Annotated in this window: 18 protein-coding genes, 1 tRNA gene and 1 pseudogene; 7 read left to right on the top strand and 13 right to left on the bottom strand. The window is 70.7% G+C overall.

The annotated features are described in order from the left end of the window. Positions 1-95 precede the first annotated feature (95 nt). Entirely contained in the window at positions 96-1430 is a 1335-nt protein-coding gene (locus ACQUST_RS10705; RefSeq protein WP_435128072.1) for a PQQ-binding-like beta-propeller repeat protein, read from the bottom strand. A gap of 86 nt (positions 1431-1516) precedes the next feature. On the opposite strand from ACQUST_RS10705, the gene ACQUST_RS10700 reads away from it, so the two are divergent. Next, positions 1517-2473: a winged helix-turn-helix domain-containing protein gene (locus tag ACQUST_RS10700; RefSeq protein WP_435128070.1), complete on the top strand. Its 957-nt coding sequence runs from the start codon at positions 1517-1519 to the stop codon at positions 2471-2473. Positions 2474-3059: 586 nt separating this feature from the next. On the opposite strand, the gene ACQUST_RS10695 is transcribed toward ACQUST_RS10700, so the two are convergent. Next, positions 3060-4595, bottom strand: a complete 1536-nt coding sequence (locus ACQUST_RS10695) for an amidohydrolase (protein ID WP_435128068.1) — start codon at positions 4593-4595, stop codon at positions 3060-3062. Between the two features lie 184 nt (positions 4596-4779). Between ACQUST_RS10695 and deoC the strand changes: the two are divergent. After that, positions 4780-5439 (top strand): annotated as a pseudogene (deoC, locus tag ACQUST_RS10690) (deoxyribose-phosphate aldolase); the annotation flags it as partial. Between the two features lie 122 nt (positions 5440-5561). On the opposite strand, the gene ACQUST_RS10685 reads toward deoC, so the two are convergent. Continuing rightward, positions 5562-6719, bottom strand: coding sequence for a PQQ-binding-like beta-propeller repeat protein (locus ACQUST_RS10685; RefSeq protein WP_435128066.1), 1158 nt, complete (start codon positions 6717-6719; stop codon positions 5562-5564). A gap of 143 nt (positions 6720-6862) precedes the next feature. On the opposite strand from ACQUST_RS10685, the gene ACQUST_RS10680 reads away from it, so the two are divergent. Beyond that, positions 6863-8113, top strand: a complete 1251-nt coding sequence (locus tag ACQUST_RS10680) for a tRNA (N(6)-L-threonylcarbamoyladenosine(37)-C(2))-methylthiotransferase (RefSeq protein ID WP_435128064.1) — start codon at positions 6863-6865, stop codon at positions 8111-8113. A 19-nt stretch (positions 8114-8132) separates the two neighbouring features. Here the strand turns inward: ACQUST_RS10680 and ACQUST_RS10675 are convergent, their stop codons facing one another. Continuing rightward, positions 8133-9422 (bottom strand): NAD-binding protein, encoded by a 1290-nt coding sequence (locus ACQUST_RS10675; RefSeq protein WP_435128062.1) that lies wholly within the window; start codon positions 9420-9422, stop codon positions 8133-8135. Positions 9423-9591: 169 nt separating this feature from the next. Here ACQUST_RS10675 and ACQUST_RS10670 point away from each other — a divergent pair, with 169 nt between their 5' ends. From ACQUST_RS10670 to ACQUST_RS10655, 4 genes are all read left to right on the top strand, one after another. Beyond that, positions 9592-10827 (top strand): potassium channel family protein, encoded by a 1236-nt coding sequence (locus ACQUST_RS10670; RefSeq protein WP_435128061.1) that lies wholly within the window; start codon positions 9592-9594, stop codon positions 10825-10827. Beyond that, positions 10824-12200 (top strand): potassium transporter TrkA, encoded by a 1377-nt coding sequence (locus tag ACQUST_RS10665; protein ID WP_435128059.1) that lies wholly within the window; start codon positions 10824-10826, stop codon positions 12198-12200. Before ACQUST_RS10670 ends, ACQUST_RS10665 begins: the two co-directional genes overlap by 4 nt. Positions 12201-12312: 112 nt before the next feature. Continuing rightward, entirely contained in the window at positions 12313-12582 is a 270-nt protein-coding gene (locus tag ACQUST_RS10660) for a ubiquitin-like small modifier protein 1 (RefSeq protein ID WP_435128057.1), read from the top strand. 110 nt (positions 12583-12692) lie between these two features. After that, a tRNA-Val gene (locus ACQUST_RS10655) sits at positions 12693-12767 on the top strand. 122 nt (positions 12768-12889) lie between these two features. Here ACQUST_RS10655 and ACQUST_RS10650 read toward each other — a convergent pair. The 9 genes from ACQUST_RS10650 to ACQUST_RS10610 all read right to left on the bottom strand — a co-directional run bounded on the left by ACQUST_RS10650 (position 12890) and on the right by ACQUST_RS10610 (position 24028). Next, positions 12890-13126 (bottom strand): hypothetical protein, encoded by a 237-nt coding sequence (locus ACQUST_RS10650; RefSeq protein WP_435128055.1) that lies wholly within the window; start codon positions 13124-13126, stop codon positions 12890-12892. 251 nt (positions 13127-13377) lie between these two features. Further along, a complete protein-coding gene (locus ACQUST_RS10645; RefSeq protein ID WP_435128053.1) occupies positions 13378-14328 on the bottom strand; it encodes a DMT family transporter in 951 nt (316 codons plus the stop codon). 84 nt (positions 14329-14412) lie between these two features. After that, the gene (locus tag ACQUST_RS10640; RefSeq protein ID WP_435128051.1) at positions 14413-16002 is read right to left on the bottom strand and encodes an ABC transporter ATP-binding protein; all 1590 of its coding nucleotides are present in this window, start codon (positions 16000-16002) and stop codon (positions 14413-14415) included. Further along, positions 15995-17281, bottom strand: coding sequence for an ABC transporter ATP-binding protein (locus tag ACQUST_RS10635; RefSeq protein ID WP_435128049.1), 1287 nt, complete (start codon positions 17279-17281; stop codon positions 15995-15997). The genes ACQUST_RS10640 and ACQUST_RS10635 overlap by 8 nt, the downstream gene beginning before the upstream one ends. Beyond that, complete coding sequence (locus ACQUST_RS10630) at positions 17281-18354, bottom strand: ABC transporter permease (protein ID WP_435128047.1); 1074 nt, start codon at positions 18352-18354, stop codon at positions 17281-17283. The genes ACQUST_RS10635 and ACQUST_RS10630 overlap by 1 nt, the downstream gene beginning before the upstream one ends. Continuing rightward, the gene (locus ACQUST_RS10625) at positions 18351-19340 is read right to left on the bottom strand and encodes an ABC transporter permease (RefSeq protein ID WP_435128045.1); all 990 of its coding nucleotides are present in this window, start codon (positions 19338-19340) and stop codon (positions 18351-18353) included. Before ACQUST_RS10625 ends, ACQUST_RS10630 begins: the two co-directional genes overlap by 4 nt. A gap of 6 nt (positions 19341-19346) precedes the next feature. Next, complete coding sequence (locus tag ACQUST_RS10620) at positions 19347-20990, bottom strand: ABC transporter substrate-binding protein (protein WP_435128043.1); 1644 nt, start codon at positions 20988-20990, stop codon at positions 19347-19349. Positions 20991-21130: 140 nt separating this feature from the next. Next, positions 21131-21583 (bottom strand): type IV pilin, encoded by a 453-nt coding sequence (locus ACQUST_RS10615; protein ID WP_435128041.1) that lies wholly within the window; start codon positions 21581-21583, stop codon positions 21131-21133. Between the two features lie 186 nt (positions 21584-21769). Then, the gene (locus tag ACQUST_RS10610) at positions 21770-24028 is read right to left on the bottom strand and encodes an NADP-dependent malic enzyme (RefSeq protein WP_435128039.1); all 2259 of its coding nucleotides are present in this window, start codon (positions 24026-24028) and stop codon (positions 21770-21772) included. Positions 24029-24132: the final 104 nt, after the last annotated feature.

The raw sequence follows: 24132 nt of genomic DNA, 5'->3' as shown, positions 1-24132 counted from the left end.
AACCGTCCGGGCGCCGCGATTAACTACTTCCGGTTGGCCGACCCGGTCCGGCCGGCCTGTGACGCCGCGGGTCGCCGCGTCGCCCCGGCCCCCGGCTACGCCGACGGCGGCGTCGACACCCACAGCCGACCGGTCGTGTCCTGCCCGGCGCCGACCGTCGACGACTCGCGCTGCTCCGGCGGCGTCGTCTCCGTGGTGAACACGTAGCGGCCGGACGCCGGAACGACGCCGCGGGCGCGCGTCCCGGCGTGCTCGGTCGTCCACGCGGTCGACCCGTCGTCCCGGTTCAGCCCGTAGACGCGGACGGTTCCGGCGTCGGCGTCGACGCGGAGCACGTGGAGTCCGCCGTCGGAGACGGCCGGGACGGTCCCCTGCGCGAACCGCTCGGGCGGGAGACTCCGGTGCCACAGGCGCTCGCCGTCGCCGTCGAGGTCGTAGGCGGCGACGTGCCCGGTGAGCCCGGCGACGTACACCGTTCCGTCCGCGACCGCCGGCCGAACGACCGCGTTCCCCGGCCACTCCGCGAGCCACCGCCGACTCCCGTCGCGGCCGACGGCTTCGACGCCGTGGAAGCCGGCGCGGACCAGCGCGTCACCGGCGAGGACGACCGACGTCGCCGACGGGTCGTCCGGTTCGTGCAGCCACAGCCGCGTCCCGTCGGCCGGGTCGAGCGCGCGGAGCGCCGCGCCGGTCGACACGTACACCGCGTCGTCGCCGACGGCGGCGACGCGGGCGCCCCGGTCGAGCGCCGGCTGCCAACTGTCCTCGTCTGGCGACCGCGGGAGCGTCCAGCGGAGGGCGCCGCCGTGGTCGAACGCGGCCAGCCCGGACGGGCCGCCGGCGAACACGCCGGCGTCCGCGACGGTCGGCGGCTCGGTGAGCGGCAGCGCCTCCACCGACTCCGTGGTCCCGCGCAGTTCGGGGCCGCCGGGGTCGACGACGGCGACGCGGTCGTCGACCGCGACGTACAGCCGGCCGCCGTGGTACACCGGTCTGCGGTCGGAGTTCGGCGCGGCGTAGGTGAACCGGACCGGGTCGCCGTCGCGGGTCAGCAGGAGCGACCAGCGACGGGCGCCGGAGCCGAGCGCGTACGCCTCGACCGTCGCCTGCGGCCCGTCGCCGGCCGGCGCGCCGCGCGTCACGTACGCCGTCTCGCCGACCACGGTCGGCGTCGTCAGCGGGCCGTCGACGGCGCGTCGCCGGCGACTCGTCGGTTCGCCGCCGGCGTGCGCCGGGTTCGCGCCGGTGTGGGCCGGGCCGTGGCCGAGCATCGGCCAGTCCGCCGGTGCGGCCGGCGAGCCGTCCGGAGTCCCGCCGATTCCGGACCGGTCGGCGTCGCCGCTGGTCGGCGCGGCGTCGAGACAGCCGGTCGTCAGTGCGCCGCCGGCGAGCGCGAGCGCGCCGCGGCGCGTCAGTCGCGTGGGGACCACGCCGCCGTGTAGCGGCGGCGCAGACCAATACGTTTGTGGCGGCGCCCGAACCGTTTTGGTATCGGCGCCGAAATACCGAGGTATCCATGAGCACCCCCGCGGAGGACGACCTCCCCGACCACGTCGCTGACGCGGACCTGGCGCCCGCGGAGGCGTTCGCGCTGCTCGGCAACGAGACGCGCATCGAGATTCTGCAGGCGCTCCACGAAGAGACCGTCGAGCGCGAGTCGGACGCGCCGGTCCCCTTCTCGGCGCTGTACGACCGCGTCGACATCGACGACAGCGCGCACTTCAACTACCACCTGAAGCAGCTGCTCGACCACTTCGTCCGGAAGACCGACGACGGCTACGTGTTCCGGACGCCCGGCTGGAAGGTCGTCCGGTCGGTGTTCGCCGGCACCTTCACGGGCCGCGCGGAGGTCGGGCCGGTGGACGCGCCCGGCGACTGCTACGCCTGCGGCGGGCCGCTGCGCGCGACCTACGCGGAGGAGCGGCTCACCATCGACTGCGGCGACTGCGGCCGGCAGCACGTCCACTACTCGTTCCCGCCGGGCGGACTGGACGGCCGGCGACCCGCGGAGTTCCTCGACGCGTTCCACCACCACGTGCGCCACCACTACTGCCTCGCGGCCGACGGCGTCTGCCCCGAGTGCATGGGGCAGATGCGGACCGAACTCGACGCCGACACGGAACTGCCCGGCCAGGAGGTCGCGGTCCGGCACGTCTGCGGCCGCTGTGACAACCGGCTCACCTCGGCCGTCGGCCTGAACCTCCTCGACACCGCGGCGGTGTTGACGTTCCACGCGGACCGCGGCGTCGACCTGACGACCCAGCCGTTCTGGACGCACGACTGGTGTGTCAGTGACGAGCGGACGACGGTCGAAAGCGCCGACCCCGTGACGGTCCGACTCGACATCCCGTGTGACGGCGACGTGCTGTCCGTGACGCTCGACGAGACGCTCTCGGTGCTCGACGTCGAGGTGACGGAGGACGCCGACCCCGACGCCGCCGGCGACGACCGGACCGCCGCGCTCGACGCCTGACCGCCGCGCTAGACAGTGCACGGATCGGCTACCGCTCAGCTGATTCACACAGCGGGTCGCTGGAGTACCCGCCGCTGTCAGGTACTCAGTAGCTCGAAGGCGACGTGTGGAATCAGCGGTCCACGCGGTTTTACGCGACAGCGACAGCCGCGCCGACGCAGAGCGCGATAGCTGCAGTCGCGAGAACGGCCGTGGTGGCTCGGTCGCTTCCGGCCGATTCTCGTCCGGACGACTCGCTTCCGAGCAGGAGTCCGAGACCGACGACGACCGCAGCACAACCACCGACGAATCCGGGAACTGACCAGATCGACGGTCCGGTCTGAACGATCGCGCCTGCCGATTCGAACGCGAGCAGCAGTCCTACGAGCAAGGGCGCTGCTCCCGCTGTTTGGGTGGAGGGCATTCCGGCCGAGTTCCGGTCAGCCAACGGATAATCCTTGCCACTAGACACCGCGAGTACGAGTCGTTCGATTCGCGGCAGCGCCAGTCACCTTCGATAGCGAACTACGGGCGCCGTTCGGCGACCACCCGGCAGGCCAGTCAACGAACCATCAATTAAAACTGCTGCGTCGCGCTACCGAGACGGTTACCGGCCGTCGTAGACGACGTCGCCGTCGACGGCGGTGAGCGCGACGTCGACGTCGTCGATGCGGTCGGGCCGGTCCCACGGCGAGTCGTCGAGCGCGACGAAGTCGGCGCGCTTGCCCGGTTCGAGCGTCCCGAGTCTGTCCTCGTCGAAGCCGGCGTAGGCGGCGCCGGCGGTGTAGGCGCGGAGCGCCTCGGTGACGCCGAGCGACTGGCCGTCCGAGGGGGCGTTGACGGCGTAGTGGACGCCGAGAAGCGGGTCGAGCGGCATGCAGTCGGAGCCGAACGCGAGCGGCGCGCCGGCGTCGAGGTACGCGGGGAGCCGGTTCGCGTCGGTGCGCCGGTCGCCGAGTCGCGCGTCGTAGAGGCCGCCGTCGAACCCCCACTTGTGGAAGTTCGGCTGCATCGACGCGACGACGCCGAGGTCGGCGAACCGGTCGATGGCGTCGTCGCTCGACAGTTCGGCGTGCTCGACGCGGTGGCGCATCTCGCCGGGGGTGTCGGTGGCGGCGTAGGCGTCGAGCGCCGCGTCGACGGCGGCGTCGCCGATGGCGTGCAGCGTCACCTGGAAGCCGGCGTCGTCGGCGCGGGCGACGAGGTCCGCGACTTCGTCGGGCGAGACGACCCACTGCCCGGTCTCGTCCGGGGCGTCGGCGTACGGCTCGGAGAGCTTCGCGGTGTGGCCGCCGAGCGAGCCGTCGGTGTACGACTTGATGCCGCCGACACGGACCATGTCGCTGCCGTGGTTCGTGCGGAGGCCGGCGTCGACGAGCGAGTCGAGGTGGTCCGCCCAGTAGTTCAGCCGGACCCGGACGGACAGGTCGCCGTCCAGGTCGAGGCCGCGGTACACCTCGGGCGCCTTCGACTTCCGGACCATGTCGTGGACGGCGGTGACGCCGCGCTCGTTCGCGTGCCGCTGTGCCGCCGTCAGCAGTTCGCGGGCCTCGTCGGCGTCCGGCTCGATGGCCTCGTAAATCGGGTCGACGGCGGACTCGACGAGGACGCCGGTCGGGTCGCCCGCCTCGGTTTCGACGTCCGCCGGGGGGAGGTCGTCGCCGAAGCGGTCCAGGACGACGCCGTTGACGGACGCGACGTGGAGGTCCTCGCGGAACGCGACCACGGGCGCCGTCTCCGACACGGCGTCGAGGTCGTCGCGGGTGAGCCGCCGGCCGTCCGTCCACGTGGTCTCGTCGTAGCCGAAGCCGAGCACCCACTCGTCGTCGCCGAGTTCGGCGGCGCGGTCGCAGAGCAGGTCGACGGCCTCGTCGGCGTCGTCGGCGGCCGAGAGGTCCGCGTGGACGAGCGACCGGCCCGTCATCAGCAGGTGCGTGTGGGCGTCGATGAACCCCGGCAGGACGACGCGGCCGTCGGCGTTGACGGTGTCGGTGTCGACGCCGGCGAGGAACTCGACGTCGTACGTCGACCCGAGCCTGACGACGCGGCCGTCGCGGACCGCCATCGCCTCGTGCGTCTCGTCGGGGTCGCCCAGCGTGTGGATTTCGGCGTTCGTCACGACGAGGTCCGCCGCAGCAGTCATACACGACTCCGCGGCTGCCGCGGGCAAAACGGTTCGGGAACCGGGCCGAACGGCGCGGCCTGCTCCGGCCCGGCGGCGACCCGGCGTCGGCTCGGCGGCGGCCCGGCGTCGGCTTCGCGGCGGCCCGGCGTCCGCGAGTTCGCCACTCGACACCTTTTCCGTCCGCGCCGCCGTGGAGTCGCGCATGACCGACTTCAGCGACCCCCGCTCGCTCTCGTTTTCGGCGTTCGCGGCGACCATCGACCACACCGTGCTCGGCCCGACGACCACGTGGGGCGACGTCGTGGGCGTCCTCGACGACGCCGCCGAGTACGGCATGAACGCCTGCATCCCGCCGTGTTACGTCGCCGACGCCGCCGAGTACGCGCCGGACGTCACGGTCGCGACGGTCGTCGGGTTCCCGCACGGCCAGAACGCCACCGCGGCGAAGCGCGGCGAGGCCGAGGGGGCGTGGAGCGACGGCGCCGACGAACTCGACGTGGTGTTGAACGTCGGTCGGCTGAAAGCCGGCGAGTACGACGCCGTCCGCGAAGACGTCGCGGAGGTCGTCGCCGCGGTCCCGGTGCCGGTGAAAGTCATCATCGAGACGGCGCTGCTCACCGCAGAGGAGAAGCGCCGCGCCTGCGAGGCGGCCCGCGACGCCGACGCGGACTTCGTGAAGACGTCGACCGGGTTCGCCGACGGCGGCGCGACCGTGGAGGACGTCGAACTGATGAGCGAGTACCTGCCCGTGAAAGCGAGCGGCGGCGTCGGCAGCTACGACGACGCCGTCGCGATGCTCGAAGCCGGCGCGGAGCGAATCGGGGCGTCGAGCGGCGTCGCAATCGTCACCGGCCACCCGGACGCCGAGCGGGACCCGGACGCAGCCGGCGACGCTGACGCGGACGACGGCGCGGACGCATCGGCGGACGGCGACTACTGACGGGTCGACCGCGGCGGACGACGAGTCGACGACTCCCCTGCGGGCTATTCGAGCGCGACGACGCCCGGCGAGCCGTGGACGTCGTCGGCGGCGGCGAACACGGCGCCGTCCGCGACGGCGACGCAGCGCGGCAGCACGTCGTACGACCAGCGCTGCGCGCCGAACCGGTACGGGCCGACGCCGGTGCCGCCGCCGAGTTCGAACGCCCGGAGCCGTCCGTCGACGCCGACGTACAGCGTGTCGCCGGCCGCCGCGGGCGCGGAGGCGGCGGACGACCCGTCGGCCGACCAGCGCCACCGCTCGGAGCCGGAGTCCGCGTCGTAGGCGGCGACGCCGCCGCCGTCAGCGCCGAGCACCGACTCGCCGGTGAACACGACGGCGTCGGTGACGGTCGGCGCGTCCGGCGCGTGCCACGCGGTCCGGCCGGCGTGCGCGCCGCCGAACAGCCGCAGGAAGCCGCCGCCGAACGCGCCGACGTACACCGAGTCGTTCTGGACGGCGAGCCCGCGGACCGTCCCCGGAATCTTCCGGCGCCACACCGGCGTGACGGCGTCGCCGGAGGCGTGCAGTTCGTACGCCGTTCCGCCGGTCGTGCCGACGTACAGCCGCTCGCCCCGGGCGGCCAGCGAGTAGACGCCGGTGAAGGCGTCGAACGACCAGCGGCGCGCGCCCTCCTGCTGGGAGAGCGCCGTCACGCGGCCGGTCGTGTCGCCGGCGAAGACGACGTCGCTGGTCGGCGCCGGGAGCGGCGCGGACCCGAACTGCCCGGCGGTCTCGGTTCGCCACTGCTCGCTGCCGTCCGCGGTCGCGAGCGCCACCACCGCCGGTTCGTCCCGCAGCGTCACGAACGCGACGCCGTCCGCGACGGCGACGCCGTACGGCTTCAGCGGCACCCGCCACCGCTCGTCGCCGCTGCGGACGTCGAACGCGTACAGCGCGTCGGCGGCCGGCACCAGCACGGCGCCGTCCGCCACCACGATTCTCCCGACCGCCAGCCCGGTTTTCGCGGACCAGCGCTCGCTCGGCTTCGTCCGCGGCGCCGCGGCGTTCCGCGCGTAGTTCGTCCCGCGGACGTTGTACCCCGGCACCGGCCACTCCGTCGACCCGTCGCGGCCCGGCGAGAACGAGCCCCCCGAGCAGCCGGCGAGTCCGGCGGCACCCGCCGCGGAGAGACCGGCCAGGACGTCGCGTCGGGAGGGCATTCAGATGAGGATTCGTCACCGAGAACTAATCCGTTGGGGTTCGAACGTTCACGCGGAGTGACCTGTTCGGGCGGGCCGTCGCCGCGTCGAGGCGGCCGGACCGTACCCCTTATCCACTCACGGCCGTAACTCCCGACAACCGAATGGCGACGTACCACATCGAGACGTACGGCTGCACGTCGAACCGGGGTGAGAGCCGCGAAATCGAGCGGCGCCTCCGGGACGGCGGACACCGCCCCGCCGACGGGCCGGCCGACGCCGACGTGGCCATCCTCAACACCTGCACGGTCGTCGAGAAGACCGAGCGCAACATGCTGCGCCGCGCCGAAGAGCTCGAATCCGAGACCGCAGACCTCATCGTCACCGGCTGCATGGCGCTCGCGCAGGGCGAGGAGTTCCGCGACGCCGGCGTCGACGCCCGGATTCTCCACTGGGAGGACGTCCCGAACGCGGTGCTGAACGGCGAGTGCCCGACGCCGGCCGACGGCACCGACCCGATTCTGGATGGCGAAGTCGGGATTCTCCCCATCGCCCGCGGCTGCATGAGCAACTGCTCGTACTGCATCACGAAGTTCGCGACCGGCCGCATCGACTCGCCGCCGGTCGAAGAGAACGTCGAGAAGGCGCGCGCGCTCGTCCACGCCGGCGCCTCCGAAATCCGCGTCACCGGCCAGGACACCGGCGTGTACGGCTGGGACGACGGCGAACGGAAGCTCCCGGAGCTGCTCGACCGCATCTGCGACATCGACGGCGAGTTCCGGGTCCGGCTCGGGATGGCGAACCCCGGCGGCGTCCACGGCATCGCCGACGACCTCGTCGACGTGTTCGCGCGCAACGAGAAGCTGTACAACTTCATCCACCTCCCGGTGCAGTCCGGCAGCGACGACGTCCTCGAAGACATGCGTCGCCAGCACCGCGTCGACAAGTTCCTCGACGTCGTCGAGACGTTCGACGACCGGCTCGACCACTGGACGCTGTCGACCGACTTCATCGTCGGCTTCCCGACCGAAACCGACCACGACCACGCCCAGTCGATGGCGCTGCTCCGGGAGGTCCGCCCGGAGAAGGTGAACGTCACCCGGTTCTCCAAGCGCCCCGGCACCGACGCCGCCGACATGAAGGGGCTCGGCGGCACCGTGAAGAAGGAGCGGTCGAAGGAGATGAGCGAGGCGAAACGCGACATCGTCGGCGAGGCCTACGAGGAGCTCGTCGGGACGACCCGCGACGTGCTCGTCGTCGAGGAGGGCACCGCCGACTCCGTGAAGTGCCGCGACGGCGCCTACCGGCAGATAATCGTGCAGAACGCCGCCGAGCGCGGCGTCGAGCCCGGCGACTTCGTCACCGTCGAGGTCACCGGGCAGAACACGATGTACGCGTTCGGCGACCCGGTCTGAGCCGCCGCGCGCCCGCGGTTCAGGCCGCGTCGTCACCCGATTGCTCGTCGGACTCCGACTCGGAGTCCGGTTCAGATTCCGTCGTCGACTCGGCCGGCCGCGTCGCTTCAGCGGACGCCGATTCCGGGACCGGTTCGGGCGCCGTCTCGCCGGTCTCTTCGAGGATTTCGCGGGCGACCGCCTCGGAGTCGCTCTTCTGCAGCGCGGACTCGACGAGGAGGTGGCCGCCGATGGAGGCCGGCGAGATGACGGTGTCGGCGCCGGCGCGGCGGAGCTTGTCGACGTTCTCGCGGTCGGTCGACGCCGCGACGATGGGGACGTCGGGGTTGAGTTCGCGGGCGGTGAGGATGGCGAGCGCGTCTTCGGCGTCGTTGTTCGTGGCGGCGACGACGGCGCGCGCGGACTCGATGTGCGCGCGGCGCAGCGGCTCCTCGTCGGAGGGGTTCGCGGTGAACACGTCGATGTCGTGTTCGCCGAGCTGGCGGGCGACGGTCTCGTCGGGCGTGATGATGAGGAAGTCGACGCCGGCGGCCGCGAGTTCTTCGATGAGCGGTTCCGTGAGTTCCCCGTGGCCGAGCACGAGGACGTGGTTTTCGAGGAGGTCGAGGTTGCTGTCTGTCATGCGTCCGAGTGCGGTCGTGAGGCGGGCTTCGATGGCGGGGGTGAACAGGACGCCGAGCGCGACGGCGAAGGCGGCGACGTTCAATACGAGCGCCGACATCGCGAACCACTTCGCGAGCATCGACGTCGGCGTCACGTCGCCGTAGCCGACCGTCGACGCCGTGACGACCGAGAAGTAGACGGCGTCGGTGAGCGTGTTGAGGTTGGTGAACTGGTCGTTGAGCGCGTACGCGCCGGCGGTACTGTAGCCGAGCGACCCGACGAGTCCGGCGACCGCGGCCCACTGCGTCGGCGTCAGGTCGAGTTCGCGCTGGAACAGGCCGCGGTTCGCCGCGAGCACGAGCAGCGACGCCACGGAGAGCACGGCGAGCAGGACGCCGAGGTACGTGGACTGCACGACTCCCTGCAGCCCGGTCAGCGGAAGCAACAAGAGCGACCCGAGCCACGCGGCGCGGAAGCCGCGGCGCAGCCCGTGGGCCGCGACCAGCAGCAGGAACCCGGTGAACGCCCCGGTGAACCCGGCGACGACCGACGCCTGCTCCGGCAGCATCGACGCGAACGGAATCGTCGCCTGCGGGCCGTTCACGCCGGCGATGCCGGCGATGCCGACGACCACCGACAGTACCGCCACCGCCGACGTCAGCCACACAGCCGCACGCCCACCGAGCCGTTCCCGCCACTCTGTCATCGTCGGATACACCGCGTGGGTGCACTTAACCGTCAGCCTTGCCCGGCGACGCCGACGTGCCGACCCCCGGGACCGGCTTACCGGCGCCGCGGCGGTGGAGGCGGCAGGCGACGGCGGAGGCGACGGCGGCGCCGGTATCAATTTGGGCGTGGCCGCGGAGCGTCCGGGTATGGCTACTCCGTCGTTCCCGGTGCAGGTGCTCCTCGGGGTGTACCTCGGCCTGCTCACCGGTATCGTCCCGGCGCTGGTCGCGTGGGGGCTCGGCTTCCTGTTCAAGTACTTCACGAGCGTCTCCATCCCCGGATTCGGTGTCGTCGTCCTCGCGCTCGCCATCGCCGGCGTCAACGGCGGGCTGCTGGCGCTGAACGACCCGACGGTCCGCGATTCGGCGACGCTCCTGGTCGGCATCATCGTCGTGTTGATGCTGTCGCTGTACGCGCACGCGAAGGGCGACGCGATGGGAGCGTCGATGCCGAAGCGGCTGTCGCTTCGGTCGCTGACCGAGCGGACGCTGTCCGCCGACGTCGTCGAACTGGCCGGCGCGCGCGGCGAGGTCCGAGTGAGCGTCGCGGGCGACGTCGCGGACCTGGAGGGGTATCCGCCGCTGCCCGCCGACCTCCGCGCCGAACTCCGTGAGTTCACCGACACGTTCCCGGCGGACCTGCCGCTGCCGGAACTCGAGAAGGCCGTCGAAGACCGGCTTCGAGCCGAGTACGACCTCGACGACGTCTCGGTCCGGCTGGACGAGCGGGCGAAGGCGACGGTGAGCGCCGCGCCGCCGGTCGGCAACATCTCGCGGCGGGTGCCGTCCGGGAAGCGCGCCGTGTCGCTGCCCGCGCTGCTGCCGACCGGGATGGCGCGCGGCGACGAGGTCGGCGTCGTCACCGACGTCGGCGAGTTCGCCGGGACGGTGGTCGCCGCGAAGTCAGACGCCGCGAAGAAGGCTGACGCGCCGGCGTCGGCGCCGACGACGTCGGCGGACAGCGGAGCGGGGGCGGCGCCGGCGGCCCCGGCACCGACGTCGCCGACGACCACCGGCGGGTCGGGCCGGGTCACGGTCGCGGTCGACCGACGCGACGCGTCGACGCTCCTCGGTGCCGACGTCGAGCGACTGACGGTCCGGTCGCGCGGCACGCAGCGAGAGTTCGAACTGGTGTCGCTGCTCCGGCGCGCGAACAAGCGGTTCCGCCGAATCACGGCGCGCAGCGGCGGCCGACTCGACGGGAAGACGCTGCGGGAGGCGGCGGTGCGCGACGAGTACAAGGTCGCGGTGCTCGCGGTTCAGTCGGACGACCGGTGGCAGATCGCGCCGAGCGGCGACGTCGGCGTCGCCGCGGGCGACGACCTCATCGTCGTCGGGACGCGCGAGGAACTCGACCGGTTCGGCTCGGAGGTGGCGGCGTGACGCCCGCCGACGCGGCCGCGCTGCGCCCGGTGTTCGCGCAGGCTCCGGTGACGGCTCCCGGGTGGGTCGCGATGTTCGCCGGGTTCGCACTCGGCTCGCTGCTGGTGGCGCTCGTCGCCGCCGCGGTCTACCGGTGGTACGTCCGGGAGGCCGTGCCGCGCGGCCTGACGACGATGCTCGGCGTCGGCTCGGTCGCCGTGGTGTTGAACACGGGCGCGCTGTTCGGGCAGCTCATCGGCGGCATCCCGGGGACGGCGGACCCGTTCGCGACCAGGACCGTCGTGCAGAACGTGCTCAGCCTCGCGGTCGCGGCCGCCGCCGCGCCGGTCGGCCGCCGAATCGGGGACCGCCTGTTCGTGAACGTCGCCGCGGTCGCCGGCGCCGAGCGCGTCGAGGGCGACGTGAGCCGGTACGTCCGGACGCTCGGCCGCGTGAGGGCGGTGCGGCTCCCGGACGAAATCGACGACATGGAGGGACACGACCCGGTCGACGACGCGACGAAAGAGCGGCTCGCCGGGACGACGCTGGTGTTCCCGCGGCGACTCAGCGACCCGGAGTTCCGGGACCGGTTCGTGACGCGACTCAAAGAGGAGTACGGCGTCAGCCACGTCGACGTGGAGTTCGAGGACGGCGACGTCTCCTACCTCGCGGTCGGGATGCGCGTCGCCGGAATCGGGCCGACGCTCGGCCCAGGGACGTGCGCCGTCGCGGTCCGCGCCGACCCGCCGAACGGAGTGAGCCCCGGCGACGTCGTCCAGGTCTGGGCGGCACCGGAGCCCGCAGAACCGGCCGAGCAGACCGAGTCGGCGTCGCAGCAGCCGACGACCTCGAATTCGCCGGTCGGGCCGGCCGAGGCCGAGCCGGAAGCCGCCTCGACGCCGGAATCCCCCACGGAACACGAGCCTGAATCCACGCCAGAACACGAGCCCGAAGCCTCGCCGGAAGCGACGCGGGTCGCGACCGCGGAGGTGCGAGCGTCGGCCGGCGACGTGGTGACGCTCGCGGTCGACGAGGCCGACGCGCCGGCGCTGAACGCGGACCGCGAGTTCCGGCTGCTGACGCTGCCGGCGGAGCCGCGCGCCGACCGCGAGTTCGCGTCGCTGCTCCGGGCGGCCGACGAGACGATGGCCGTGGTGACGCTGCAGTCGGGGAGCGCGCTGGCGGGCGCGGCGGTGAGCGAGGTCCCCGGCGCCGTCATCGCGGTGAAACCGGCCGACGGGACCGTGGAGGCGATTCCGCCGCGGAAGCGCATGCTTGGCGCGGGCGAGACGCTGTACGTCGTGGCGCGCCCCGAATCGCTGCGCGAAGTGGAGCGACTCGCCGGAGCCGGGAATACGGACGGCGGGACGGAGTCGCCCGAGTCCGGGCAGTGACCGGACCGCGGCCGACAGCCCTCGACGGGGCGGAGGCGGGGTCGTCGTCGCCGGCGGAGGCGGCGCTCGTCGGGGCGCAATCCTCTTGAGTGCAGGCGGGCGACGAACCCGTATGCGCTGGAAGCTGTTCGCCGACCTCGCGGAGGCCGCCGGGGGGCGCGAACCGGAGGTCGACGACGACGCCGAGACGGTGGGCGACGCTCTGGACGCGCTTCTGGAGGCGCATCCCGGGCTCGCCGACCGCGTCCTGACCGACGACGGGGAGCTCCGCGAGCACATCAATCTGCTGCGCAACGGCGACCCGGTCGGCGACGACGCCCTCGACGAACCGGTGGGTGACGGCGACGAACTCGCGCTGTTCCCGCCGGTCAGCGGCGGATAGGCCGCTCAGCGACCGCCGCTGAAAGCGTGGGACGGCGTGGCGGTGCGTCGCCGATTCGAAAGCTTCAATTGTGTACCCGCGATACGATTGGTTGCAGAAGCACGCCCCGAGGGTTGGTGGTCTAGTCTGGTTATGACACCTCCTTGACATGGAGGAGGCCGGCAGTTCAAATCTGCCCCAACCCACTAATTTTCCGCGAGGGTCTCGAGTTGCGTAGCGATTCGGTTCGTTCTGGTCGAGGTGCACGTCGCTACGGTTCTGAGCGCGGAGCACCGTGCTGTATCGCCTCAGCGACGGTCGTTTTGGGTCAGTGGTCCGCGTCGTAGCCGTGTCCGAGCAGGAGCGCCGTGGCGTTCACGGCGAGCAGCGCGCCGAGCGTCGCCAGTTCGGCCGTGTCGAGCCCGGAGACCAGGACGGGCAGGTAGAGCAGCGGCAGGGCGATTGCGGCGTAGAAGCCGGCGGCGCGCAGCGTCGTCTTCGGGGACGCGTGAGGGAGGGCTGACTTGCAGCGGGCGAGCACCGGTGGGAAGCTGGAGGGAGTCATCGTCGGTGTGGCTAGTCCAGGGACGGTCGACACCATATAGCCGCGTGAGCGTTCGGCTCGTTTCGAACCGTTCACAGGTATCTGTCGGCGCGGCGCCCCGTTTCACGGACTCCGCAGTCTGCCCGAGACAGTTTATCGAGCCGCGTGACTTTTTGTCTCGCGTTCGACGAACACCATCGAAACTGGGCGGCGACCGGCGTGCGAATACGGAGTCCGCCGCGTGGCGCTGGGCGTGACCGGGCAGGGAGCGGTCAGTCGGCGCGGGTGGCGCCGAGACGGCTCACTTCGGCGCGGATGGCGTCGCGTTTCAGCAGGAGGAAGCCGCCGAAGATGAGCGCGAAGCCGACGACGGTCGCGACGGTCGGCGTCTCGGCGAGGAACAGCCAGCCGGCGAGCGCCGCGAACACGGGGGCGACGTAGCTGACGAGGTTGATTTCGACGGGTCCGAGCCGGTCGAGCAGGTCGAAGTAGACGAGGAATCCGAGCGCGGACGCCGCCAGCGAGAGGTACGCGAGCGCGGCGAGCGCCTCCGGCGTCCACGTGATTTCGGCGAGCCGTTCGCCGCGGGCGTAGCCGGCGACGTGCATGATGAGCGCGCCGAGCAGCATCGACCACGCCTCCATCGGCTCGATGTCGAGGTCGCTGTCGATTCGCCGGGTGAGCACGGAGCCGAGCGCGAACGCGGCGGCCGCGCCGAACACGAGGAGTTTCGCGACGACGCCGCCGCCGAGCAGGTTCCCCGGGTCGGGGTTCGACAGCACCGCGACGCCGACGAGGCCGAGCAGCGTCCCGGCGACGCCGGCGGCCGTCAGCGACTCACCCGGGAGGAACGCCCGCGCGAACCCGGTGGTGAGCACCGGCGACAGCGAGACGATGACCGCGGCGGCCGCAGAGGTGACCGCCGGGTCGGTTTCGCCGATGAACAGCAGCGCGTGGTACGCGGCGATGAGGAGGACGGCGCCGACCGCGACGGTGAGCCACTGGTCGCGGCCGCGCGGCAGCGGGTCGTCGACGACGACCACGGCGTACGCGAGCATGACGACGCCCGCCACGTCGTAGCGAATTGCCGCGAACAGCACGGGCGTGTGGAAGAAGCCGCCGGGCGCGGTGGGCGTTCCGAGCCCGGCCTTGATGGCCATGAACGCGGAGCCCCACACCGCGGCGAGCAGCAGGAACAGCGAGAGATTCCGGTACCGAGTCACACCGCCGATTCCCGGCGCCGGACGGTGAGCGTTACGGTTCCGGGCAGCCGGCAGAAACGGCGCCGAGGACGCGATGTACCGGGGCTACGCGCCGGATTCGTCGTCGTCGGAGCCGCGTCGGTCGTCGGCTTCGGGCACGTCGAGGTTCTGCGGTTCGGCGGCGTCGTCGCCGACCGGGACGTCGACGTCGTCGGGGGCGGCGCCGACCTGCTGGACGGCGCCCATCGCTGGCCCGATGTCGCCCGGGGAGGCGTCGACGTCGCCGCCGACGTCCTCGTCGTACAGGTGGCAGGCGACCGGGTGGTCGCCGCCGCCGAGCGTCGGCTCTTCGGTTTCGCAGGGCGACTCGAACGCGTCGGCGAGCCGCTCTGCGGCCTCGTCTTCCCGGCCGTTCGCCAGGATTTCGAGCGCGTCCTCGACGGTGTCCATGGCGGCGCCGGAGACGCCGTCGAGCCCGAACTCCTCGCGGACGACGCGCTTGAACGCGACGCTGTCGTCCGCGTCGGCGTCGACGTCGTGGTCGCCGTCCTCGACGAGCGTCTCCCGGACGGTGTCGGCGTCGAACTCGCCGCGTTCGAGCCGGTCGCGGAGGTCCATGATGGACCGGAACTGCGACTGCGGAATGTCGACGGTGACGGGCTGAATCACCTCGGGGCACCGCGTCCGGAAGTGACAGCCCGACGGCGGGTTCCGCGGCGACGGAACGTCGCCGGGCAGCGGGTCGACGCGGCGGCCGTGCTCGGAGACGTCGGCGCGCGGCACCGACTCCAAGAGCGCCTGCGTGTACGGGTGTTTCGGCTCCTCGAACAGCTCGTCGGTGTCGGCGGTCTCCACGACTTCGCCGAGGTACATCACGGCGACGCGGTCGCAGATGTGCCGGACGACCGAGAGGTCGTGCGCGATGAACAGGTACGTCAGCCCGAACTCCTCCTGGAGGTCGTCGAGCAGGTTCAGAATCTGCGCCTGCACGGAGACGTCGAGCGCGGACACCGGCTCGTCGAGCACCACGAACTCGGGGTCGAGCGCGAGCGCGCGGGCGATGCCGACGCGCTGACGCTGCCCGCCGCTGAACTCGTGGGGGTACCGGTCGACCTGGCCGGCGGACAGCCCGACGCGTTCGAGCAGTTCGCCGGCGCGGTCGCGGCGCCACTCCCGCTTCGACCGGTCGTCGTTTTCGGGGAGCTCCTCGGGGAGCCCGTGAATTTTCAGCCCCTCGGTGACGATGTCGCCGACAGTCATCCGCGGGTCGAGGCTGCTGAACGGGTCCTGGAAGACGATCTGCGCGCGGCGGCGGAACTGCCGGAGTTCGGCGTCGCTCATCTCCATGACGTCGTCGCCGTCGAACTCGACGGTTCCCTCCGTGGCCTCGCGGAGCCGCAGCAGCGTCTCGCCGGTCGTCGACTTGCCGCAGCCCGACTCGCCGACGATGCCGAGCGTCTCGCCTTTCTCCACGTCGAGGTCGACGCCGTCGACCGCTTTGATGCTGGTCGGCTCGCCGCCGAGCAGCCTGTTGAACAGCGTGTCGCCCTCGTAGTAGTACTTCTTCAGGTTCCGGACCTGCAACAGCGGCCCGTCGCCGCTGCTCGACCCGGTGTCTGCGCCGAGTTCGGCGCCCGTGTCGGTGCCGGTCTGTCCGTCGGTCGCGTCGTCGGTCTGCGGTGTCGCGTCAGTCATCGGCGGTCACCTCCTCGTCGGCTCCGGCGGCAGCGTCGTCCGAGTCGCCTGCGGCGTCGTTCGCTGCGTCGCCGGACGCGTCGCCGAAGTAGTCGTCGCCGAGCGCGTCCTGCGGGTCGTACTCCTGTTCGACGAGGACGCACCTGGCGGTGTGGTCTTCGTCGTCGACGTCGTACTCCGGAATCGGCGTGAGACAGTCGTGCATCGCCTTCGGGCAGCGGTCGGCGAAGTAGCAGCGGTCGCCCATCTCCTCGTCGAGCAGCGACGGGACGTTCCCCTCGATGGGTTCGAGCCGCGACGCCGGGTCGTCGAGGTCCGGGATGGAGCCGAGCAGCCCCTCGGTGTACGGGTGCACCGGCGACTCGAACACGTCGTCGAGCGTGCCGCGTTCGACGATCTGGCCGGCGTACATGACGCCGACGCGGTTGCACATCCGCGCGATGACGCCGAGGTCGTGCGTGATCATGACGACCGACATGTCCTCCTCCTCCTGGAGGTCGCGCAGCAGATTCAGGATCTGCGCCTGAATCGTGACGTCGAGCGCGGTGGTTGGTTCGTCCGCGATGAGGACGTCCGGTTCGCCGGCGAGCGCCTGCGCGATCATGGCGCGCTGAAGCATCCCGCCGCTGAACTGGTGGGGGTACTCTTCGGCGCGCTCCGCCGGGTCGGGGATGCCGACCTGGTCGAGCAGTTCGACGGCGCGTTCGTGGCTCGCGCTGGACGCGAACGACCGGTTCGGCAGCAGCGAGTCCGCGAGGAGCTTCCCGAGCCCGTACCCCTGCGTCCGCGAGCGCGTGCTGCGCGGGTTCGCGGAGGCGCGCCGCTGCACCTCGACGGCCTCGGCGATCTGTTCGCCGACCGTCACCGACGGGTTCAGCGACGACATCGGGTCCTGGAAGATCATCGAGAACGACGGGCCGCGGAGCGAGCGCCGCGCGGCCTTCGGGAGCCGCAGGACGTCGACGAAGTCGCCGTCGACGGCGTCGGGGACGCGGTCGGCGAACGACTCCGCGAGGTCGGCGTCGCGGTACCACACTTCGCCGTCGGTGACGCGGCCGGGCGACTCCACGAGGTCGATGACGGACAGCGCCGTCACGGACTTCCCGGAGCCGGACTCGCCGACGATGCCGAACACTTCGCCGTCGCGGACGTCGAAGTCGACGGACTCGACGGCGTTCACCTGCCCCTCCTCGGTGAAAAAGCGCGTGGAGAGGTCGCGGACGCGCAACACGTCGTCGTCGTGACCGGCTGGCGCGCCGGTCTGAGCAGCGTCACTCATCACATACCTCCCTCGCCTTCGATACCGGGGTCGAGGGCGTCCCGGAGCCAGTCACCGACGAGGTTGATGCCGATGACCGACAGCACGATTGCGAGCCCCGGCACCGTCGCCATCCACCACGACGACGACAGGTACGCGCGGCCCTGCGCGATGTCGAAGCCCCAGCTGAGCGTCGTCCCGGAGAACCCGAGGAACGACAGCGAGGACTCGAGCAGGATGATGGAGGCGACCTGCAGCGTCGCCAGCACCAGAATCGGCGTGATGGCGTTCGGCAGCACGTGCCGGAGGATGACCCGTGCGTCCTTCGCGCCGAGGGCGCGCGCCGCCTTCACGTACTCCTCCTCGCGGACGCTGAGCGCTTCGCCGCGCGCGATGCGCGCGAACCACACCCAGTTGACGAAGCCGACGACGAGGATGACGACCGTCGGCAGCGTCACCGCCTCGGGCATCGGCGTCGGTAAGCCGACGGCCTCGCGGAACGCGCCGGCCAGCCCGGACGTGACGAACGGGTCCGGGATGGAGTAGGCGACGTCCGCCTGGAAGCGGCTGAACAGCCCGATGAGCGCGATGGCGAGCACGAGCGACGGGAACGCCAACGACACGTCGGCGACACGCATCAGCGCGTCGTCGACGCGGCCGCGGTAGTAGCCGGCGACGAGCCCGACGCTGACGCCGAGCACCGCGGCGAGCACGCAGCCGAACAGCCCGACGAGCAGCGACGTCCGCGCCCCGTAAATCGCGCGGGAGAGGACGCCCTGCCCGAGCGAGTTCGTGCCGAGCGGGTACTTCGCCGTGGCGTTCACCGTCACGGTCTCGTTGACGACCTGGACGGAGCCGTTGACGACCTTCGTCGTCGTCTGCTGAGTCGTCTCGGTGAAGCCGAGCGGCGGCAGCTGCGACCGGTCCAGGTTCTGCGTCTTCGGGTTGTGCGGAGCGATGAACGGCGCGAACACCGCGACGAGCACCACCAGCAGCACCAGCACGACGCCGAGCTTCGCGAGGCCGCTGGAGCGGAGCTCCCGCCGGAGGTTCCGGACGGTGCGCGGCGAGATTGAGAGCGGTCCGAGGTTCATACGGCCACCCGCGGGTCCAGGTAAGCGTACAGCGCGTCGACGGCGATGTTGACGACGACGAAGCTGACGCCGATGACGATGAGACTGCCCTGCAGTATCGGCCAGTCGCGGGCGTTGATGGCGTTCAGCACCGCGGTGCCGAGTCCGGGCCACGAGAACACGGCCTCGGTGATGACCGCGCCGCCGATGAGCGTGCCGAGCTGCAGGCCGAGCACCGTGATGACGGGGACGAGGCTGTTCCGAAGCACGTGCTTGTACCGCACCAGCGTCTCCGGCAGCCCTTTCGCTCGCGTCGCGCGGACGTACTCCTGTCCGAGTTCGTCGAGCATCTCCGAGCGGACGAGCCGCGTGATGAGCGCGGTGAAGTACGTGCCGAGCGTTATCGCCGGCAACACCAGCGACGCGAGCCAGGCGTGCGCGACCTCGAAGAACGGCGCCGGTCCGGTGATGGCTGCGACCGACTGCATGAAGCTGTACGCCCGGCCGCTCGTCGGGAAGATGTTGAAGTGCACCGCGAATATCAAGACCAGCATGATTCCGAGCCAGAAGTTCGGCGTCGAGATGCCGAGCAGCGAGAACGTCGTCGCCGCGTAGTCCGCCGGCTGGTGGCGCCGCGTCGCGGAGATGACGCCGAGCGGAATCGACAGGACGATGGCGACGATGCTGGCGGCGACGGCGAGCTCCACCGTCGCCGGGAGCTTACTGAACACCTGCGAGGCCGCCGAGATGTCCGAGATGTACGAGTAGCCCATGTCGCCGTGGAGCAGGTCCCAGATGTAGTCGAGGTACTGCACGTACAGCGGCTTGTGCAGTCCGAGTTCACGCGCGATCTGCCGTCTCGTCTCCTGGCTCGCGTCCAGCGGCGCCACCGTGTCGATGGGGCTGCCCGGCGTGATGAACCGCAGCATGAACACGACAGTCACGACTCCCCAGACGACGCCGATACCCTGCGCTGCCCGTTTCAAAAGAAATCGACCGTACGCCATGGCCGACTAGTTAGGCTGGCTCGGCAGGCTCTGCGCCTTGTTCAGAAGCCGGTCGAGCTCGTCGTTCTTGTACGACGTCAGCGACCCGTCGCTCGCGAGGAGCGGCTGAATCGTCTGGATGGCGTCGAACGTGGCGTTCCCCCAGCCGAGCAGGTACCAATGCGGTTTGTCCTCGATGTTCCCCGTGGTCACCTGACTCACGAGCGTCGAGAACTCCACCTGCTTCGCGCTCGCGGAGACGTTCGACAGCTCGTCGACCTGCGCGGCGACGGCCTGCGCGATTTCGACGTCTTTCAGGTAGCGGCCGATGGGCGTCACCAGCTCGATTTCGGCGCCGGCGTAGCCGGACTCCTCGACGAGCGCCTCCGCTTTCGCCTTGTCCTGCGGGTACGGGTCGAGGTCGCCGTTGTAGCCGAAGAAGCCTTCGAGCGTCGGCTGCCCCGTCGCGTCACCGAACGTCTGCAGGACGTTCTTGATGATGGAGTCGAGGTCGACGGCGTAGTTGACGGCGCGGCGGAACTTGGGGTCGTCGAACGGCTCGACGTCGTACCGCATCGCGTTGAAGATGACGCGGGTGGACGGCACCGCGGACACCTTCGTGCCTTCGTTGTTGTTGACGCGGCCGACCTCCTGCGGCGGGACGTTGACGACGATGTCGGACTCGCCGCCGAGCAGCTTGTTCACGCGCGTCGACGACTCCGCCGCCGAGTTGATGGTGAACGACGACAGCGCCGCGGGCTCCTGCCAGTAGTCGTCGTTACGGGTGTACTCGACCTTGACGCCCTGCTCGTAGTTCGCGAGCTTGAACGGGCCGGTCCCCTCCATGTTCTGGTTGATGTACGCGTTGTCGTGGTTCGTCACCCACGACTTGTTCATGATGTCGCAGTACGTCGCGAACGACTGGAACACGATGGGGTTCAGGCCCGTGAGGTTCACCTTCACCGTGCGGTCGCCGCTCGACTGGACCGCGGCGCCGGCGACGCCGACGAGCTGGTCGGCCTGCGGCGACGCGATGCCGACGCTCTCCTTGACGATGCGGTTGATGGAGTAGGCGACGTCCTCCGGCGTCAGCGAGTCGCCGCTGTGGAACGAGACGTTGTCGCGGACCGTGAACTGGACGGTCGTCTCGCCGAGCCGCTGGTAGTCGGTGGCGAGCACCGAGATGATCTTCCCTTCCGCGTCGCGTTCGAGCAGCCCTTCGTACGCCTGCAGGACGATGTTGTCCGTCGGCGTCTCGCGGTGGTCCTGCGGGTCGAGCCCGGAGTCCATCGCGGTTTGCGTCATCGTCGCGCTGTCGCCGCTGTCCGTCGCCGGCTCGATGGCGTACGCGTCGACGCGCTCGTCGCGCCGCGGCTTCCAGTTGATGTCGTTCGAGAGGCCGTACACGGAGTACTGCCGGTGCAGGAACGTCCACGGCGCCTGCGTGTGGCAGTGCCGGTTCGCGCGCTGCAGGTAACCCTCGCGCGTCGACGGCTCCGGCAGCTCCGTCGTGGTCTGCGGCTCCGGCGTCGCCGTCGGCGTGTCACCGCCGGAGTCGTCGGTGGACGTCGGCGTCGAGTCCGTGTCCCCGGAACAGCCAGCGAGAGCCGCTGCACCCGCGGTTCCCGCCGCTGTCAGGAAGCGTCGTCTCGTCGTGTCATTCCCAGACATACCCTGTCCGTGGAGGGACGGAGACTTATAAACTTGGGTCGAGACTCATCAGCGGCCGCAAGCGACCGGGAAACGTCAACGAACTAGACAGCCGCGGCTCCGGTTCGGGAGCCGAAAAGAATCGAGACGGCGGTGCGGCGTCAGGACGGCGTCTTGCCCGTCGCGAGCGACTGCGACGTCTTGCCGTCCGACGACGTCCAGATGACGCGAACGCCGGTGTTCCCGGGCACTGCGTCGGCGCCCGAACCGCCGTTTGACTCGTTCAGTTGCGCGGAATCACCAGCGCTCACCGGAAGCGAGAACGAGACCGAGCCGCCGTTCGCCGACGTGAGTTTGACGCTCTTCGCGTTATCACTGTTCAGCGTCGCTCCCCCCTGATGGGTCGCGGTGACGTTGTACCCGGAGCCGTTGCTGTTCTCGGTGTAGTCGAATCCGAACGATGCCTGCGGCGGGCTCGTCTGTAGGTTGTTGCCGAGACCGAGGACGAACGTGCCGATGACGGCGGCCAGAATCACCGTGATGGCGACCATCAGGATGACGCCGATGACCGGCGAGACGGCGCGGTCGTCCGTGAAGAGTTGTTTGAAGTCCATGTGTGCCTCTGACCCCCTCGTCGTCGACCGGACGTGTGGTCGGCCGGCCGACGGATTCGGGTGTCCTCGTCGGAGCGCGCGTGACGGCTGAATATAAATCCGCGCCTCCGATTATCAGATTGTCTCAGTCGGGGCGGCGAGAAATGAAGGGTCGGCGTCACGTTCGCCGACCGACGAGCGGGCGGGCTACTCCTGCTGTGCGTCGACGACGGCGACGCCGGCGAGGTTGACGATGTCCTTCACTTCGTCGCCGCGCTGCATCACGTGCACCGGCTTGTCCATGCCGACGAGCATCGGCCCGATGGCCTCCGCGCCGCCGAGCCGTTGGAGCAGCTTGTAGCCGATGTTCCCGGCTTCGAGGTTCGGGAACACCAGGACGTTCGCGGGGCCGTCGAGGTCCGCGAACTCGTAGGTGTCCTCCAGGATGTCCTCGACGACGGCGGTGTCAGCCTGCATCTCGCCGTCGACCGGGAAGTCGACGTCCGGGTCGTCGTGCAGCATCTCGACGGCGCGGCGCGGCTTCGCCGTCCCGGGGTTGTCGACGGAGCCGAAGTTGGAGTACGACAGCATCGCGGCGCGCGGCTCGACGTTGAACCGGCGGGCGAGTTCGGCGGTGTGTTTCGTCACCTCGGCGAGCACCTCCTCGTCGGGCTGCTGGTTCACCGTGGTGTCCGCGCAGAACACGACGCGGTTCTTGAACGTCAGCATGTAGACGCCGGCGACGTACTCGGCGTCCTCGTGGGTGCCGATGACCTGCAGCGGCGGGCGGAGCGCGCTCGGGTAGTGGTGCGTGAGCCCGGTCAACAGCGCGTCCGCGTCGTCCTCCTCGACCATGACGGAGCCGAAGAAGTTCGTGTCGCGCGAGACGAGTTCGCCGGCCTCAGACCGCGTGATTCCCTTCCGCTTGCGCAGTTCGTACAGCCGGTCGGCGTACTCGTCGGCCTTCTCGTCCTCCTCGGGGTCGACGACCTCCGGGTCGAAGTCGAGACCGAGTTCCGCGGTCGTCGCCGCGATGTCGTCGCGGTCGCCGAGCAGCACCGGGTCGGCGATGCCCTGCTCGCGCATCTGGTAGGCGGCGCGAATCATCTTCTCGTCCGTCCCCTCCGCGAGCGCGACCGTCTTCGGGTCCGACCGCGCCTTGTTGAGGACGACGCGCATCATCTCGCGGCTCTTGCCGAGGCGCGCTTCGAGCCGCTCTGTGTACTCGTCGACGTCGATGTCGCGGCGGGCGACGCCGGAGTCCATCGCGGCCTGCGCGACCGCCGGCGCGACCTGGAAGAGGACGCGCGGGTCGAGCGGCTTCGGAATGACGTAGTCCGGGCCGAACTGCAGCGGCTGGTCGCCGTACGCCTTCACGACGGCGTCCGGGACGTCCTGCCGGGCGAGGTCCGCGAGCGCCTCCGCGGCGGCGCGTTTCATCTCCTCGTTGATGTCGGTCGCGCGGGCGTCGAGCGCGCCGCGGAAGATGAACGGGAAGCCGAGGACGTTGTTCACCTGGTTCGGGTAGTCCGAGCGGCCGGTCGCCATGATGACGGTGTCGTCGCGGGCGGCCTTCGCGTCCTCGTAGGCGATTTCCGGGTCGGGGTTCGCCATCGCGAAGATGACCGGGTCGTCCGCCATCGACCGGACCATCTCCTTGCTGACGATACCGCCGACGGAGAGGCCGACGAACACGTCTGCGCCCTCCATCGCGTCGGCGAGGTCGCCGCCAGGGACGTCGCGCGCGAACTCCCGCTTGAACTCGTTGACGTCGCCGGACTCGGCGCGCTCCTCCGTGATGATGCCGCTGGAGTCGCACATCGTGATGTTGTCCTCGTCGGCGCCGAGCGACACGTAAAAGCGGGCCGTGGCGATGGCGGACGCGCCGGCGCCGGAGAAGACGATGTCGAGGTCGGCGAGCTCCTTGTCGACGACGTCGGCGGCGTTGAGCAGCGCGGCGCCGGAGATGATTGCGGTGCCGTGCTGGTCGTCGTGGAACACCGGGACGTCCATCTCCTCGCGGAGCCGCGACTCGATCTCGAAGCACTCGGGCGCCTTGATGTCCTCGAGGTTGACGCCGCCGAACGTCGGCTCCATCGACGAGACGGTCCGGACGATCTCGTCCGGGTCGTACTCGTCGAGTTCGACGTCGAACACGTCGATGTCGGCGAACCGCTTGAACAGGACGCCTTTCCCTTCCATCACCGGCTTCGACGCCTGCGCGCCGATGTCGCCGAGGCCGAGGACCGCCGAGCCGTTCGAGACGACGCCGACGAGGTTCCCCTTCGCGGTGTACTCGTATGCGTCGCCGGGGTCTGCGGCGATGTCGCGACACGGCGCCGCGACGCCCGGCGAGTACGCGAGCGAGAGGTCCCGCTGCGTGTTCGTCGGCTTGGTCGTCGAAATCTCGATCTTCCCGGGCGGCTCCTCCCGGTGGTACTCCCGTGCGTCGTCGTCCAGTCCCATGGCGGAGGAACCGGTGGGGTGATGGAAAAAGCTACCGAGCGCGGCGGGGACGGCCCCGAGTCGTCCGCTCCCGACTCGTCCGGGACGGAGACGCGCTCGTCGAC

Source organism: Halobaculum sp. D14, assembly GCF_051195135.1.
Classification (GTDB): domain Archaea; phylum Halobacteriota; class Halobacteria; order Halobacteriales; family Haloferacaceae; genus JBNTKA01.
This window is presented reverse-complemented; position numbering and strand designations above follow the sequence as displayed.

Bases quoted from the DNA above. Each gene is read 5' to 3' on its own strand.
- ACQUST_RS10700 (WP_435128070.1), top strand. From the start codon at position 1,517: ATGAGCACCCCCGCGGAGGACGACCTCCCCGACCACGTCGCTGACGCG.
- ACQUST_RS10695 (WP_435128068.1), bottom strand. From the start codon at position 4,595: ATGACTGCTGCGGCGGACCTCGTCGTGACGAACGCCGAAATCCACACG.
- ACQUST_RS10685 (WP_435128066.1), bottom strand. From the start codon at position 6,719: ATGCCCTCCCGACGCGACGTCCTGGCCGGTCTCTCCGCGGCGGGTGCC.
- ACQUST_RS10680 (WP_435128064.1), top strand. From the start codon at position 6,863: ATGGCGACGTACCACATCGAGACGTACGGCTGCACGTCGAACCGGGGT.
- ACQUST_RS10675 (WP_435128062.1), bottom strand. From the start codon at position 9,422: ATGACAGAGTGGCGGGAACGGCTCGGTGGGCGTGCGGCTGTGTGGCTG.
- ACQUST_RS10670 (WP_435128061.1), top strand. From the start codon at position 9,592: ATGGCTACTCCGTCGTTCCCGGTGCAGGTGCTCCTCGGGGTGTACCTC.
- ACQUST_RS10660 (WP_435128057.1), top strand. From the start codon at position 12,313: ATGCGCTGGAAGCTGTTCGCCGACCTCGCGGAGGCCGCCGGGGGGCGC.
- ACQUST_RS10650 (WP_435128055.1), bottom strand. From the start codon at position 13,126: ATGACTCCCTCCAGCTTCCCACCGGTGCTCGCCCGCTGCAAGTCAGCC.
- ACQUST_RS10640 (WP_435128051.1), bottom strand. From the start codon at position 16,002: ATGACTGACGCGACACCGCAGACCGACGACGCGACCGACGGACAGACC.
- ACQUST_RS10635 (WP_435128049.1), bottom strand. From the start codon at position 17,281: ATGAGTGACGCTGCTCAGACCGGCGCGCCAGCCGGTCACGACGACGAC.
- ACQUST_RS10630 (WP_435128047.1), bottom strand. From the start codon at position 18,354: ATGAACCTCGGACCGCTCTCAATCTCGCCGCGCACCGTCCGGAACCTC.
- ACQUST_RS10625 (WP_435128045.1), bottom strand. From the start codon at position 19,340: ATGGCGTACGGTCGATTTCTTTTGAAACGGGCAGCGCAGGGTATCGGC.
- ACQUST_RS10620 (WP_435128043.1), bottom strand. From the start codon at position 20,990: ATGTCTGGGAATGACACGACGAGACGACGCTTCCTGACAGCGGCGGGA.
- ACQUST_RS10615 (WP_435128041.1), bottom strand. From the start codon at position 21,583: ATGGACTTCAAACAACTCTTCACGGACGACCGCGCCGTCTCGCCGGTC.
- ACQUST_RS10610 (WP_435128039.1), bottom strand. From the start codon at position 24,028: ATGGGACTGGACGACGACGCACGGGAGTACCACCGGGAGGAGCCGCCC.